Origin of the sequence: Rhizobacter sp. Root404 (assembly GCF_001425865.1) — a bacterium.
In the GTDB taxonomy this organism is placed as follows: domain Bacteria; phylum Pseudomonadota; class Gammaproteobacteria; order Burkholderiales; family Burkholderiaceae_C; genus LMDS01.
Genome location: NZ_LMDS01000004.1, coordinates 1,386,381 through 1,400,034 on the forward strand (window position 1 = coordinate 1,386,381; position 13,654 = coordinate 1,400,034).

General features: G+C 69.1%; 12 protein-coding genes. 2 read left to right on the top strand and 10 right to left on the bottom strand.

The window, feature by feature from the left end; translation table 11 throughout:
* From ASC76_RS10730 to ASC76_RS10770, 9 genes are read right to left on the bottom strand one after another with little or no spacing between them, the layout of a single operon-like run.
* On the bottom strand, positions 1-837 hold the full coding sequence (locus ASC76_RS10730) for an NAD(P)-dependent oxidoreductase (RefSeq protein WP_056465317.1): 837 nt from the start codon (positions 835-837) through the stop codon (positions 1-3).
* Positions 834-1,565 (bottom strand): SGNH/GDSL hydrolase family protein, encoded by a 732-nt coding sequence (locus tag ASC76_RS10735; protein ID WP_056465319.1) that lies wholly within the window; start codon positions 1,563-1,565, stop codon positions 834-836. Before ASC76_RS10735 ends, ASC76_RS10730 begins: the two co-directional genes overlap by 4 nt.
* A 7-nt stretch (positions 1,566-1,572) precedes the next feature.
* A complete protein-coding gene (locus tag ASC76_RS10740) occupies positions 1,573-2,328 on the bottom strand; it encodes an enoyl-CoA hydratase (RefSeq protein ID WP_056465321.1) in 756 nt (251 codons plus the stop codon).
* A gap of 26 nt (positions 2,329-2,354) precedes the next feature.
* Positions 2,355-2,909 (bottom strand): DUF1569 domain-containing protein, encoded by a 555-nt coding sequence (locus ASC76_RS10745; RefSeq protein ID WP_056465323.1) that lies wholly within the window; start codon positions 2,907-2,909, stop codon positions 2,355-2,357.
* 5 nt (positions 2,910-2,914) lie between these two features.
* Positions 2,915-4,111 carry an acetyl-CoA C-acyltransferase gene (locus ASC76_RS10750; RefSeq protein WP_056467273.1) on the bottom strand — a complete coding sequence of 399 codons (1,197 nt, stop codon included), beginning with the start codon at positions 4,109-4,111 and terminating at the stop codon, positions 2,915-2,917.
* 14 nt (positions 4,112-4,125) lie between these two features.
* The gene (locus tag ASC76_RS26440) at positions 4,126-6,522 is read right to left on the bottom strand and encodes a 3-hydroxyacyl-CoA dehydrogenase/enoyl-CoA hydratase family protein (RefSeq protein ID WP_056465325.1); all 2,397 of its coding nucleotides are present in this window, start codon (positions 6,520-6,522) and stop codon (positions 4,126-4,128) included.
* Between the two features lie 32 nt (positions 6,523-6,554).
* The gene (locus ASC76_RS10760) at positions 6,555-7,010 is read right to left on the bottom strand and encodes a DUF2147 domain-containing protein (RefSeq protein WP_056465328.1); all 456 of its coding nucleotides are present in this window, start codon (positions 7,008-7,010) and stop codon (positions 6,555-6,557) included.
* A 34-nt stretch (positions 7,011-7,044) separates the two neighbouring features.
* Positions 7,045-8,835, bottom strand: coding sequence for an acyl-CoA dehydrogenase C-terminal domain-containing protein (locus tag ASC76_RS10765; RefSeq protein WP_056465330.1), 1,791 nt, complete (start codon positions 8,833-8,835; stop codon positions 7,045-7,047).
* A gap of 21 nt (positions 8,836-8,856) precedes the next feature.
* A complete protein-coding gene (locus tag ASC76_RS10770) occupies positions 8,857-9,564 on the bottom strand; it encodes a TetR/AcrR family transcriptional regulator (RefSeq protein WP_056467276.1) in 708 nt (235 codons plus the stop codon).
* Between the two features lie 242 nt (positions 9,565-9,806).
* Between ASC76_RS10770 and ASC76_RS10775 the strand changes: the two genes are divergently transcribed.
* Positions 9,807-10,799, top strand: a complete 993-nt coding sequence (locus ASC76_RS10775) for a 2-dehydropantoate 2-reductase (protein ID WP_056465332.1) — start codon at positions 9,807-9,809, stop codon at positions 10,797-10,799.
* 84 nt (positions 10,800-10,883) lie between these two features.
* Positions 10,884-11,438: an HNH endonuclease gene (locus tag ASC76_RS10780; RefSeq protein ID WP_056465334.1), complete on the top strand. Its 555-nt coding sequence runs from the start codon at positions 10,884-10,886 to the stop codon at positions 11,436-11,438.
* A 62-nt stretch (positions 11,439-11,500) separates the two neighbouring features.
* Here the strand turns inward: ASC76_RS10780 and ASC76_RS10785 are convergent, their stop codons facing one another.
* Positions 11,501-13,654, bottom strand: coding sequence for a molybdopterin cofactor-binding domain-containing protein (locus tag ASC76_RS10785; protein ID WP_056465336.1), 2,154 nt, complete (start codon positions 13,652-13,654; stop codon positions 11,501-11,503).

Sequence of the window (13,654 nt, forward strand, 5' to 3'; positions counted from 1 at the left end):
CTAGTCGACGAAGAAATCCGGCACGAACTCGGTCGTGCCGGGCGTCACGCTGTAGCGGTCGAGGTCGGTGATGCCGTGCTGCGCGAGCAGCGCGTCGTCGATGAAGAAGTTGCCGGTCGTGGTGGCCGCCTCGCTGGTCAGGATCAGGTACGCGGCGTCGGAGAGGATCTCGGGCTTGCGGCAGCGCGACAGGTCGACGCCGGGGATCATCTGCAGCGCCGCGGTCGCGATCGCGGTGCGCGGCCACAGGCTGTTGACGCCGATGCCGTGCGGCCGGAACTCGCCGGCGTGGCCGAGCGTGCACTCGCTCATCCCGTACTTGGCCATCGTATAAGCCACATGCGGGCTGAACCAGTGCTCGCGCATCGACAGCGGCGGCGACATGTTCAGCACGTGCGGGTTGCGCCCGGCCCGTGCGCTCTTGATCAGTTCGGCCAGGCAGCTCTGCGTGCACAGGTAGGTGCCGCGCACGTTGACGCCGAACATCAGGTCGAAACGCTTCATCGGCGTCGCGGTCGTCGGCGTCAGGCTGATCGCGCTGGCGTTGTTGACCAGGATGTCGATGCCGCCGAAGCGCCCGACCGCCTGCTCGAACGCCGCGAGCACACTGGCTTCGTCGCGGATGTCGGTCTGCAGCGCGAGCGCGTGGCCGCCGGCGGCCTCGATCTCGGCCGCGGCGGAGTGGATCGTGCCGGGCAGCTTGGGGTTGGCCTCGGTCGTCTTCGCGGCGATCACGATGTTGGCGCCGTCGGCGGCGGCGCGCTTGGCGATCGCCAGGCCGATGCCACGCGAGGCGCCGGTGATGAACAGGGTCTTGCCCTCGAGCGTGCGGGTCATGATTTGGCGATCTCCAACGGAAGGATTCTGTCGACGACGAAGCGCGCGAGCGCCTCGCCGCAGGCACGGTACACCGGCTCGCCGGGGTGGAAGCCGTCGCTGGACATCGCGCCCGGCGCAAGCTGCAATGCGATCGGCGTGTGGAACACGTTCGGCTTGCTCGCCGCCCAGGCGGCCATCGCGGTGTCGTGGAGCCGCGCATCGGCGCCCATCACGCCGCGCAGCGGCTGCGGCAGCAGCGGGAACTGGTTGATCGGCGGCAGCGGCGCGAAGACGACGTAGCGCGCCCGCCCCTGGCCGAGCAGCCAGTCGGCGAGGGCGGCGCGGTGCTGCACGGCGCGCTTCGGCGGAACCAGATCGATCACGTCGTTGACGCCGGTCAGCACGACCGCCACATCCGCCACCGGCGGCGGATCGGCCCGCAGCAGCGCCAGGACCTCCAATGTCGTCAGGCCCGACTTCGCGCGCAGCCGCCACCGCACCGCGCGGCCGCTGCGGCGGTGCAGCGTGCGCGTGAAGTGGCCGGCGAACGCGTGATCCTGCGTCGCGACGCCGACGCCGGCCGCCGACGAATCCCCCGCGATCAGCACCCGCAAGGCACCCGCCCCGCTGCCGATCTGCCCCTCGCGCGGCCCGGCCGCCTCCGGCAAGGCGGGGGCACGCCGGCGCGTGCCCATCGCCTGCGCGATCAGCACGGGCGACAGCACGAGCTTCAGCGCGAGCGACATGGCGCGATCAGAACTTCGAGAAGTCCGGCTTGCGCTTCTGGAAGAACGCGCTGAACGCCTCCTGCGCCTCGGGGCTGCGCAGCCGCGCGCCGAACACCTCGCCCTCGACGGCGATGGTTTCGGCAGCGAGCGCGGCGCGGGCGCGGCGCATCAGCGTCTTGCTGTCGCGCACGGCGCCCGGCGGCAGCGCGTTGAAGCGCTCGGCGACGCGGCGCGCGTGGTTCACGACCTCGTTCGCCGGCAGCACCGCGTTGGCGATGCCGCACTCGACCGCGTCGGCACCGGTGAACGGGTCGCCCAGCAGCAGCTTCTCGGCCGCGCGCACGTTGCCCATCAGCTGCGGCACGATCAGGCTGGACGCGAACTCCGGCACCAGGCCGAGGCTGACGAACGGCATCGCCAGCCGCGCCTCGTCCGATACGTAGACGAAATCGCAATGCAGCAGCAGCGTCGTGCCGATGCCGATCGCGGCACCGGTCACCGCGGCGATCACCGGCTTGTCGCAGCCCATCAGCGCGCGCATGAAAACGTAGGCCGGCGGTTCGCCGGGCGGACGCTTCATAAAGTCGTCGATGTCGTTGCCCGACGTGAAGATGCCCGGCTGGCCGGTGATCAGCACGGCGCGCACCGCGTTGTCGGCCTTGGCGGCGTCGAGCGCGGCACCCATCGCGTGGTACATCGCGCCGGTGATCGCGTTCTTCTTCTCGGGGCGCGCGATCTCGATGGTCGCGACGCCGTTCAACGTGGCGGTCTTGATGCTCATGCGGCGGTCTCCTTCAGTGACGTTGTTCAAGCCGCGGTGGCGGCTTCGTTCCAGTGGTTCGCGAGGTGCATCAGGTGCGCCCGCGCGTAGTCGGATTTGTCGAGTGTGCCGTAGGCGAAATGCGGCTGCAGGGCGCCGGCATGGGCGTCGAACGCACGCAGCGCGGCGCTCGCGCGCTCGATCGCCGGCACGAGCGGCTGGCCCTGCGCGATCGCGGGTGCGCCGGGGATCGGCTCGACAAGGTCGTGCGACATCGCGCCCCGCGCATTGAACAGCGCGAACGCGTATGAGCCCACCGTGGCGCGAAACCACGCCGGCTTCAGCGCCGGGAAGCCGCTCATCGAATACTCGATGCTTTGCGCCGCATGGTGCAGCACGTGGGCCAGGTCCCAGGCGCCGGTCAGGCGCGGCGCCGCGGTCTTCAGTTGCGCGAGCGTCTGCACGGCCGCATCGATCGAGACGAAGCGCTCCGCGGCGAGCGGCGCCGGCCGCACCGCGCTGACCAGCACCGGTGCGGCGAGCGCGCCGACCCCGACGACGAGGCCGACCTTCCGGACCGCGCTGCGCCGCTCGGCGTCCATCGCGATCAGACGCGCTCGAAGATGCCCGCCGCGCCCTGCCCCGTGCCCACGCACATCGTCACCATCCCGTACTTCAGGTTGTGGCGGCGCAGCGCGTGGATCACGGTCGCGGCGCGGATCGCACCGGTCGCGCCGAGCGGGTGGCCCAGCGCGATCGCGCCGCCCATCGGGTTGACCTTGGCCGGGTCGAGGCCCACGCTGTTGATCACCGCGAGCGACTGCGCGGCGAAGGCCTCGTTCAGCTCGATCCAGTCGATGTCCGACAGCTGCAGATTCGCATAGCGCAGCGCGGCCGGGATCGCCTCGATCGGGCCGATGCCCATGATTTCCGGCGGCACGCCGCGCGCGGCGAAGCTGACGAACTTCGCCAGCGGCGTCAGGCCGTGCTGTTTGATCGCCTTCTCGCTGGCGAGGATCAGTGCGCCGGCGCCGTCGCTGGTCTGCGAGCTGTTGCCGGCCGTGACGCTGCCCTTGGCGGCAAACACCGGGCGCAGCTTCGCCAGGCCTTCGAGCGAGGTATCGGGACGCGGGCCTTCGTCGAGCTTGACGGTGCGGGTCTTCGCGCCCTGCTCGCCGGTCGCCAGGTTCGGGAAACGGTCGACCACGTCGATCGGCGTCATCTCGTCGCTGAACTCGCCGGCGGCCTGCGCCTTCATCGCACGCTGGTGCGATTCGAGCGCGAACGCGTCCTGCGCCTCGCGCGAGACCTTCCACTGCGCGGCGACCTTCTCGGCGGTGATGCCCATGCCGTAGGCGATGCCGATGTTCTCGTCGCGTTCGAAGATCGCCGGGTTGAACGAGGGCTTGTTTCCGCCCATCGGCACCAGGCTCATCGACTCGGCGCCGCCGGCGATCATCACGTCGGCCTCGCCGACGCGGATGCGGTCGGCCGCCATCTGGATCGCGGTGATGCCCGACGCGCAGAAGCGGTTGACGGTCACGCCGCCGACCGGGTTCGAGAACGCCAGCGCGACCGCGACACGGGCCATGTTCATGCCCTGCTCGCCCTCGGGAAACGAGCAGCCGATGATCGCGTCCTCGATCGCCTTCGGATCGAGCGTCGGCACCTGCGTCATCGCGCTGCGGATCGCCGCGACCAGCAGGTCGTCCGGCCGGGTGTTGCGGAAGTAGCCCCGGCCCGAGCGGCCGATCGGCGTGCGGGTGGCGGCGACGATGTACGCCTCTTGAACTTGCGTGCTCATGATGGTCATTCCAATCAGTTGCGGACCGGCTTGCCCGTTTGCAGCATGCCCATGATCCGTTCTTGCGATTTCGGGTGGTCGAGCAAGCCACAGAAGTGCTTGCGTTCGAGCGCCATCAGGTACTCCTCGCTGACCAGCGAACCGGCATCGACATCGCCGCCGCAGACCACGTCGGCGATCAATGCCGAGATGTGGAAGTCGTGCGCGCTGATGAAGCCGCCGTCGCGCATGTTCGCGAGCTGGGCCTTGATCGTCGCGATCGCGTTGCGGCCGGCGACCGGAAACAGCGCCTTCGCCGGCGCGCGATAGCCGCTCTCGTACATCGCCTTCGCCTGTTGCGTCGCGACGTGGAGCAGTTCGTCCTTGTTCGGCACGACCACGTCGCTCCACAACAGGTAGCCGAGCTTGCGCGATTCGATCGCGCTGGTGCCGACCTTGGCCATCGCGGCGTTCGTGAAGCCGTCGCTGAGGAACTTGAAGATGTCGGCGTTCGCGTTGCCGGCGCTGGCCATCTCGGCTGCGCGGCGCGCGATGTAGGTCAGACCGCCGCCGCCGGGGATCAGCCCGACGCCGACCTCGACCAGGCCCACGTAGCTTTCCAATGCCGCGACGCGCCGGGCGCAATGCAGCGCGATCTCGCAACCGCCGCCCAGCGCGATGCCGCGCATCGCCGCCACCACCGGCACGCTCGCGTAGCGCAGGCGCAGCATCGCGTCCTGCATCTTCTTCAGCTCCGGCGCGATGCCCTTGCCGCCGCTCTTCATGAACACCGGCATCATCTGCTCGAGGTTCGCGCCGGCCGAGAACACGTCGTCGGGCGACCAGATCACGAGCCCCTTGTATTGGCGCTCGGCGAGCTCGACCGCCTTGTCGAAACCCTCGATCACGCCCTGACCGATCAGGTGCAGCTTGGCGGTGATGCTGGCGATCAGCACCTCGCCGTCGAGCGTCCAGACGCGCATCTCGTCGTTCTTGAACAGTTCGGTGCCCGAGCTCAGCGGTGCCGCGGCACCCGCGCCGAACACCGACTCGCGGAAGGCCTGGCGCTGGTACACCGGCAGCGTGCTCGGCGCGACCCAGCGCGCGTGCGCGGCGCTCCACGAGCCTTCGGCGTGGTGCACGCCGTTGTTCGCGGCCACCGGGCCGTCGAACACCCAGGACGGCAGCGGCGCGGTGCTCAGCGCCTTGCCGGCATCGATGTCTTCCTTGATCCAGTTCGCCACGGTCGTCCAGCCGGCCGCCTGCCACAGCTCGAACGGGCCCTGCTGCACGCCGAAGCCCCAGCGCATCGCGAAGTCGATGTCGCGAGCGCTGTCGGCGATGTCGGCGAGGTGAACGGCCGCGTAGTGAAAGCCGTCGCGCAGGATCGCCCACAGGAACTGTGCCTGCGGGTTCTTCGATTCGCGCAGCAGTTTCAGACGCTCGGCCGGCGGCTTCTTCAGGATGCGCGCGACGATCTCGTCGGCCTTGCCGCCGCCGGCGACGTACTCGCCGCTGGCCGGATCGAGCCGCAGGATGTCCTTGCCGACCTTTTTGTAGAAGCCGGCGCCGGTCTTCTGGCCCAGCGCACCCTGCTCGATCAGCTTCGCGAGCACCGGCGGCGTCGCGTAGCTGGCGAAGAACGGGTCGGACTGGAGGTTGTCCTGCAGTGTCTTGATGACGTGCGACATCGTGTCCAGGCCGACCACGTCCGCGGTGCGGAAGGTGCCGCTCGACGCGCGGCCGAGCTTCTTGCCGGTCAGGTCGTCGACCACGTCGTAAGTCAGGCCGAAGGTCTCGGCCTCCTTCATCGTCGCCAGCATGCCGGCGATGCCGACGCGATTGGCGACGAAGTTCGGCGTGTCCTTCGCGCGCACCACGCTCTTGCCGAGCGCGGTGGTGACGAAGGCCTCGAGCTGGTCGAGGATCTCGGGATTCGTCGTCGGCGTGTTGATCAGCTCGACCAGCGCCATGTAGCGCGGCGGGTTGAAGAAGTGGATGCCGCAGAAGCGCGGCTTGATTTCCTCCGGCAGCACCTCGGACAACTTGGTGATCGACAGCCCGGACGTGTTGCTCGCGACGATCGCGTGCGGCGCGATGGCGGGCGCGATCCGCTGGTACAGCGCCAGCTTCCAGTCCATGCGCTCGGCAATGGCCTCGATGATCAGGTCGCAGCCCGCGAGCAGGTCGAGGTGGTCTTCGTAGTTGGCCTGCTGGATCAGCGCCGCGTCTTCGTTGATGCCGAGCGGCGCCGGCTTGAGCTTCTTCAGGCCCTCGACGGCCTTCGAGACGATGCCGTTCTTCGGGCCTTCCTTGGCAGGCAGGTCGAACAGGATCACTGGCACCTTGCAGTTGACGAGGTGGGCCGCGATCTGCGCGCCCATCACGCCGGCGCCGAGCACGGCGACCTTGCGGACTGGAAAACGGTTCATCTTCGTTCCTTCGGTTCTTCGATACGGATTGATTACTCGACGCGGATCCACGTCTGCGTGCGGCCCAGCATCGGCGCGCCGATGTAGCCGCGCACGGCCAGCGTCTTGCCGCCGTCGCCGGGGGTCAGGCGGACCTTGTAGGTCTTGCCGTTGTTGGGGTCCATGATCTCGCCGCCGTCCCAGCGCTCCTTGTCGGATTCGCTGTGCTTGACGCCCTTGATGATCGTCATGCCGACCAGCGGCTTGTCCTTGCGGTCGTCGGTGCACTTGTCGCAGACCGCATCGGGCTTGGTCGCCGGGTCGAGCAGCTTCTCGAGCTTGCCGGTGAACACGCCGCCTGCCTCGGTGATGCGGATCAGCGACTTCTCCTTCTTGGTCTCGTCGTCGACTGACTTCCACAGCCCGGCCGGTGTGGCCTGCGCGTGGGCGATGGCGGACAGCAGGCCGAGGCTGAGCGCGGCGACGAGGGTCTTGGTATGGCGGATCATGTTGTTGTCTCCCGGGAAAAATCGATGCGGACGATCAGAACAGCGCTTCGTCCATCTCCATCAGCGACGCCGAGCCGGCGCGCGCGGTGCGGATCAGTGTCGCCGTTTCAGGCAGCAGCTTGGCGAAGTAGAAGCGCGCGGTGATCAGCTTGGCCTTGTAGAACGGATCGCCGCCGTCCACCTTGGCGAGCGCGACCTTGGCCATCCGCGCCCAGAAGTACGCGAACACCAGGTGGCCGCAGACGCGCAGGTAGTCGACCGCCGCCGCGCCCACTTCGTCCGGGTTCTTGAACGCCTTCATGCCGATCTCGGTGGTCAGCTTGGTCACCTTGTCGCCCAGGTCGGCGAGCGGGTTGACGAACTCCTGCATCGCCTCGTCGGTGCCTTCGTCCTCGACGAACTGCGCGACCAGCTTGCCGAACTTCTTCAGCTTCGCGCCGTTGTCGCCCAGCACCTTGCGGCCCAGCAGGTCGAGCGATTGGATCGTGTTGGTGCCCTCGTAGATCATGTTGATGCGCGAGTCGCGCACGAACTGTTCCATGCCCCATTCGCGGATGTAGCCGTGGCCGCCGAACACCTGCATGCAGTGCGAGGTGGCGATCCAGGCGTTGTCGGTGAAGAACGCCTTGACGATCGGCGTGACCAGCGCGACCAGGTCGGCGCAGTCGGCGCGCACCTGCTCGTCGTCGCTGGCGAGTTCCTTGTCGAGCTGCAGCGTCGTCCACATCGCGAGCGCGCGGGCGCCCTCGGCGTAGGCGCGCGCGGTCAACAGCATCTTGCGCACGTCGGGGTGGACGATGATCGTGTCGGCCGGCTGGTCGGGGTTCTTGACGCCGGAGAGCGACCGCATCTGGATGCGGTCCTTCGCGTAGGCCACCGCGTTCTGGTAGGCCACCTCGGTCAGGCCGAGCGACTGCATGCCCACGCCCAGGCGCGCCGCGTTCATCATCACGAACATCGCCGCGAGGCCCTTGTTCGGCTCGCCGACCAGTGTGCCGACGGCGCCATCCAGGTTGATCTGCGCGGTCGCGTTGCCGTGGATGCCCATCTTGTGCTCGAGGCCGCCGCAGTAGATGGTGTTGCGCTCGCCGAGCGTGCCGTCGGCGTTGACCTTGAACTTCGGCACCACGAACAGCGAGATGCCCTTGGAGCCGGCCGGCGCGTCCGGCAGGCGCGCGAGCACCAGGTGGACGATGTTGGCGGCCAGGTCGTGCTCGCCGGCCGAGATGAAGATCTTGTTCCCGGTGAGCTTGTAGGTGCCGTCCGGCTGCGGCTCCGCCTTGGTGCGCAGCAGGCCCAGGTCGGTGCCGCAGTGCGATTCGGTCAGGCACATCGTGCCGGTCCACTCGCCGCTCGTGAGCTTGGGCAGGTAGGTCGTCTTCTGCGCGTCCGAGCCGTGTGCGTGCAGCGCCTCGTAGGCGCCGTGCGAGAGGCCCGGGTACATCGTCCAGGCCTGGTTGGCCGAGTTCATCATCTCGTACATGCACTGGTTGACCAGGTGCGGCAGGCCCTGGCCGCCGAACGCCGGGTCGCAGCTCAGCGACGGCCAGCCGCCCTCGACGTACTGGGCATAAGCGGCCTTGAAGCCGTCCGGCGCCTTGACCTCGTGGGTGGTCTTGTCGAGCACGCAGCCCTGTTCGTCGCCGCGCTGGTTGATCGGCGCGAGCACGTTGGCGGCGAACTTGCCGCCTTCCTCGATCACCGCGTTGATGGTGTCGACGTCGATGTCGGCATGCGCCGGCAGCTGCTTCAGTTCATCGACGACGTGGAGCAACTCGTGCATCACGAACTGCATGTCGCGCAGGGGCGGCGTGTACTGGGGCATGGAAACTCCTGGAGAGTGAAATCAAGGGGATGCGGGGGCGCGCCGGCGACGCACGGCCGGCGCGGCCGCCGGCGGTGTCGCGCCCGGCGCGGCGAGGTAGTGGGACAGCACGTTCTCGAAGCCGGCCCGCGCGCGCGCATCGGCACCCGGGCGGCGCAGGAAGCGCGCGTCGTGGTGCAGCGCGAGGATCAGGCCGTGGATCTCGAACAGCATCTGCTGCGGGTCGGTGTCGGCGCGCAGGTGGCCTTCGTCGATCGAGATGCGGATCGCGCGCTCGAGGGCGGCGTGCCAGGTCTGCACCATGCCGACGAGCGCGTCGCGGACCGGGCCCGGGCGGTCGTCGAACTCGACCGCGCCGCTGATGTAGATGCAGCCGGCGTCGATCTCGACCGAGACGCGCTTGAACCAGCGGTCGTACATCGCGCGCAGCCGCGGCAGGCCGCGCGGTGCGGTGATCGCCGGCTCGAAGATCTCGGCCTCGAACTTGGCGTGGTACTCGCGCACCACCGAGATCTGCAGCTCCTCGCGCGAGCCGAAGTGGGCGAACACGCCGGACTTGCTCATCTGCGTGACCTCGGCCAGCGCACCGATCGACAGGCCCTCGAGCCCCATCTGCGAGGCCAGCGCGAGCGCGGCGTCGAGGATCGTCGAGCGGGTCTGGCGGCCCTTCAGCAGCGGCCGGTGCGATCCCGTGGCGGACGCAGCCGCGTCACGGGCGGGTTCGTTCAGGGTGGTCGGGATGTCGGTCACGGTGGGGGCCCGCGGTGGCGGGACATTAAAACGAACGATCGTGCTATTTTGCAGACGATTGGATGACCCGGAAGCCGGTCCCGCACGGAATCCGCGGGTATTTCTAGGCAACGGCGCCTAGAACAGCGCTAGCGCCGCCGTCTTTTCAAGGGTTTACCCGCGCTTCGTGTCGTCGCGAGGGCCTCGCTACCATCGGCCGCAATCAAGCAGCGGAGTCACCGATGAAGATCGCAGTGGTGGGGTTGGGGGCCGTCGGCGGCCTGATGGCGGCCAGGCTGGCGGCGGCAGGCCACCCAGTGTCCGGGCTGGCGCGCGGCGCCACGCTCGCGGCGGTCCGCGAGCAGGGCCTGCGCCTTGAGATGGGCGGCGCGCAGACCGCCACGCCGATCGCGGTGAGCGACGACGCCGCCGCGCTCGGTGAACAGGACCTGGTCGTCATCGCGCTGAAAGGCCCGGCGCTGGCCGCCGCCGCTGGCTCGCTGCGCCCCCTGCTCGGTCCTCGGACGGTCGTGATGCCGGCGATGAACGGCGTTCCGTGGTGGTTTCTCGATGCGGCGCCGGCCGACGCCCCGCTGGGCGACCGGCGCCTGGCCAGCATCGACCCCGACGGCCGGATCGCCGAGGCGCTGCCGACCGAGCGCGTGCTCGGCTGCGTCGTGCACCTGACCTGCGCGAGCCCGGAACCGGGCCTAGTGCGGCACGGCTTCGGCGACCGGCTGATCGTCGGCGAGCCGGGCGGCGGCGTGTCCGGACGCGCCGAGACCGTCCGCGCCGCACTCGCGTCCGCCGGCTTCACCGCCGAGGCCAGCCCCGACATCCGCCGCGAGGTCTGGTACAAGTTGTGGGGCAACATGACGATGAACCCGGTCTCGGCGCTGACCGGCGCGGAGAGCCACCGCATCATCGACGACCCGCTGGTGCTGGCGTTCATGCTCGGCACCATGGAGGAAGCGCGGGAGATCGGCGCGCGCATCGGTTGCGCGGTCACCCAGTCGGGCGAGGAGCGGATGGCCATCGCACGCCAGCTCGGCGCGTTCAAGACCTCGATGCTGCAGGACGCGCTGGCCGCCCGCCCGCTGGAGATCGACGCGCTGGTCGCCGCGGTCCACGAGATCGGCACCCGCTTGGCCGTTCCGATGCCGAACATCGGCGCGCTGCTCGGCCTGACCCGGCTGATGGCCCGCGAGCGGGGTTTGTACCCACTTGCCGTGTGACGAGCGCATGACGGGCGCTGCGGCCCCGGGGCTATCGAAACCGGGGTTGAGCGAATGCGCCGTCTGGATTACGCTCGGAGCCTCATGGAAGTACTGCAACTCGATGTGTCGGGGCGGCCGCAATCCTGGATTTCGGCCAAGGAAGCAGCTGTCATCTACGCAAGCGACGGCGTCGCCTGGACGCTGGGAGACACCTTCTACGTGCTGCGCGGCGGCTACCAGCGCACCGGGCTGCAGTCGCGGATCGAGGTCCATCCGATCATCGCGGTCAAGGGCTCGGTACCCAGCCGGGCCTGGCGCCAGACGCCCGCGTTGTCCAACCCCAAGCTGTTCGCCCGCGACCGCGGCATCTGCGCGTACTGCGGCCACCGCTTCAAGTTCGAGGACCTGACGCGCGAGCACATCGTGCCCACCTCGCGCGGCGGGCACGACACCTGGATGAACTGCATCACCGCCTGCCGGCCGTGCAACGGCCACAAGGGCAACCGGATGCCCGAAGAGGCTCACCTGTCGCTGATGTACCTGCCCTACGTGCCGAGCCTGCACGAGGACATGATCCTGCGCGGCCGCCGCATCCTGGCGGACCAGATGGAATTCCTGCTCGCCAGCGTGCCGCGGCACAGCCGGCTGCACGGATAGGGCGGCGCACCGCCGCCTCCCGCACCGCGTTCCTCTCCCGCAAGCGGGAGAGGGTGATCACGTCAGGCCGACTTGATGTTGTCGGCCGAGAACGGCATCCGCCGCACCCGCTTGCCTGTCGCCGCGAACATCGCGTTCGCCACCGCCGGCCCGATCAGCGCGGTCGCCGGCTCGCCGATGCCGCCGGGCTTCTCGGTGCTCGGCACCAGCGTGATGTCGATGGCCGGGGCCTCGTTCATGCGCAGCAGCTGATACTGGTGGAAGTTGGTCTGCTGCACCCGGCCCTTGTCGAGCGTGATCTCGCCGTACAGCGCCGCGGTCAGCCCGAACACGATGCTCGACTGGATCTGCGCCTCGACCGTGTCGGGGTTCACCATGCGGCCGAGGTCGGCCACCACGGTCACCTTGTGCACGACCGGCACGCCGTCCTTCATCGAGATCTCGGCCACCTGCGCCATGTAGGTGTCGTAGCCCTCCATCAGCGCGATGCCGCGCGAGCGCCCGGCCGGTGCGGGTGTGCCCCAGCCGGCCTTGTCGGCGGCCTGCTTCAGCACGTTGGCGAAGCGCGGCTTGGTCTCCAGCAAGGACATGCGGTAGGCATACGGGTCCTTGCCCGCCGCGGCCGCGCACTCGTCGATGAAGCTCTCGTTCGCGAACGCGTTCAGCGCGTGGCTGACCGAGCGCCAGTAGCCCACGCGCAGGCCGGCGTCGTGCTTGACCATGTCGTGGCGGGTCGCCGGGATCTCGTAGGCCGCGATCGCCGCCTCGGTCATCAGCGGGTCCTGCGCTTCCAGCGGCAGACCGAAGACGCGGCCGGTGACCGACTGCGAGACCATCTTGAAGGTCATCGCGGTCGGCTTGCCGTCGGCGCCGAGCGACGCCGCAAGCTGGTGCAGCGACTGCGGGCGGTAGAAGTCGTGCGTGGTGTCGTCCTCGCGCGTCCACAGCAGCTTGACCGGCTTGTTCACCGCCTTCGAGATCTGCGCCGCCTGGATGATGTAGTCGATGTCGATGCGCCGGCCGAACCCGCCGCCGAGGAAGGTGGTGCGCAGCGTCACGTCTTCCGGCTTCACGCCCAGCACCTTCGCGACCGTGCCCTGCGCCGCGTCCTGCCACTGCGTCGGGCCGATCAGGTCGACCTTGTTGGCGTGGAAGTGCGCGGTGAAGTTCATCGGCTCCAGCGGCGCGTGCGCGAGCAGCGGCATCACGTACTCGGCGCGCACGACCTTGTTCGACGCCTTGATCACCGCGTCGGCGTCGCCCACCGCCTTCAACGGGATCAGCTTGTCGGCCGGCGCACCGGCGCGGATGCCGGCGAACATGGCCTTGTCGTTCAGCGCCGCGCCCGCGCCTTCGTCCCAGACGACCGTCAGCGCTTCACGCGCCTTCTTGGCATGCCACCAGGTGTCGGCGACGACGGCCACGCCGTCGGGGATCTGCACGACGTCGATCACGCCGGGCATCGCCTTGGCCTTGGCGGCATCGAAGCTCTTGACCGTGCCGCCGATCACCGGGCACTGCTCGAGCGAGGCGTAGACCATGCCGGGCAGCTTCACGTCGATGCCGAACTCGGCCGTGCCGTTGGTCTTGGCCGGCGTGTCCAGTCGCTTGGTGCGCTTGCCGACGAGGGTGAAGTCCTTCGCGTCCTTCAGCGCGACCTTCTCCGGCACCGGCAGCTTCGACGCGTCGGCCGCGAGCTCGCCGTAGGTGGCCTTCTTGCCGCCCGGGCCGGTGACGATGCCGTTGGCCGCCGTCAGCGTGGCTCGATCGAGGTTCCACCTCGTGGCCGCGGCACTGACCAGCATCTCGCGCACCTGCGCGCCGGCGACGCGCAGACGCTCCCAGCCGTCGCGCACCGAGGTCGAGCCGCCGGTGAGCTGCGGCCCGCCGAGCAGCGCGTTGCCGTAGACCTTGGCGTTGGGCGGCGCGATCGCGACCTTGATCGAGCGGAAGTCCACGTTCAGTTCCTCGGCGATCAACATCGGCATCGAGGTGTAGACGCCCTGGCCCATCTCGGAGCGGGCGGACAGCAGCGTGATCGTGTTGTCGTCGGCGATGTGGACCCAGGCATTCGGCGTGTACAACGTGCCGGCGGCGTCCGCGGCGCCTGCGGCGAGCAGGCCGGGCAGCGTGACGCCGAGCATCAGCCCGCCGGTGGCGAGGGTGGAGGTCTGCAGGAAGGCGCGACGCGAGACGGTGGTGGTGGTGGTCGTCAT

Excerpts from the sequence above, each read along its gene's own strand:
- ASC76_RS10730 (WP_056465317.1), bottom strand. The coding sequence starts at position 837 with ATGACCCGCACGCTCGAGGGCAAGACCCTGTTCATCACCGGCGCCTCG.
- ASC76_RS10735 (WP_056465319.1), bottom strand. The coding sequence starts at position 1,565 with ATGTCGCTCGCGCTGAAGCTCGTGCTGTCGCCCGTGCTGATCGCGCAG.
- ASC76_RS10740 (WP_056465321.1), bottom strand. The coding sequence starts at position 2,328 with ATGAGCATCAAGACCGCCACGTTGAACGGCGTCGCGACCATCGAGATC.
- ASC76_RS10745 (WP_056465323.1), bottom strand. The coding sequence starts at position 2,909 with ATGGACGCCGAGCGGCGCAGCGCGGTCCGGAAGGTCGGCCTCGTCGTC.
- ASC76_RS10750 (WP_056467273.1), bottom strand. The coding sequence starts at position 4,111 with ATGAGCACGCAAGTTCAAGAGGCGTACATCGTCGCCGCCACCCGCACG.
- ASC76_RS26440 (WP_056465325.1), bottom strand. The coding sequence starts at position 6,522 with ATGAACCGTTTTCCAGTCCGCAAGGTCGCCGTGCTCGGCGCCGGCGTG.
- ASC76_RS10760 (WP_056465328.1), bottom strand. The coding sequence starts at position 7,010 with ATGATCCGCCATACCAAGACCCTCGTCGCCGCGCTCAGCCTCGGCCTG.
- ASC76_RS10765 (WP_056465330.1), bottom strand. The coding sequence starts at position 8,835 with ATGCCCCAGTACACGCCGCCCCTGCGCGACATGCAGTTCGTGATGCAC.
- ASC76_RS10775 (WP_056465332.1), top strand. The coding sequence starts at position 9,807 with ATGAAGATCGCAGTGGTGGGGTTGGGGGCCGTCGGCGGCCTGATGGCG.
- ASC76_RS10780 (WP_056465334.1), top strand. The coding sequence starts at position 10,884 with ATGGAAGTACTGCAACTCGATGTGTCGGGGCGGCCGCAATCCTGGATT.
- ASC76_RS10785 (WP_056465336.1), bottom strand. The coding sequence starts at position 13,654 with ATGACGACCACCACCACCACCGTCTCGCGTCGCGCCTTCCTGCAGACC.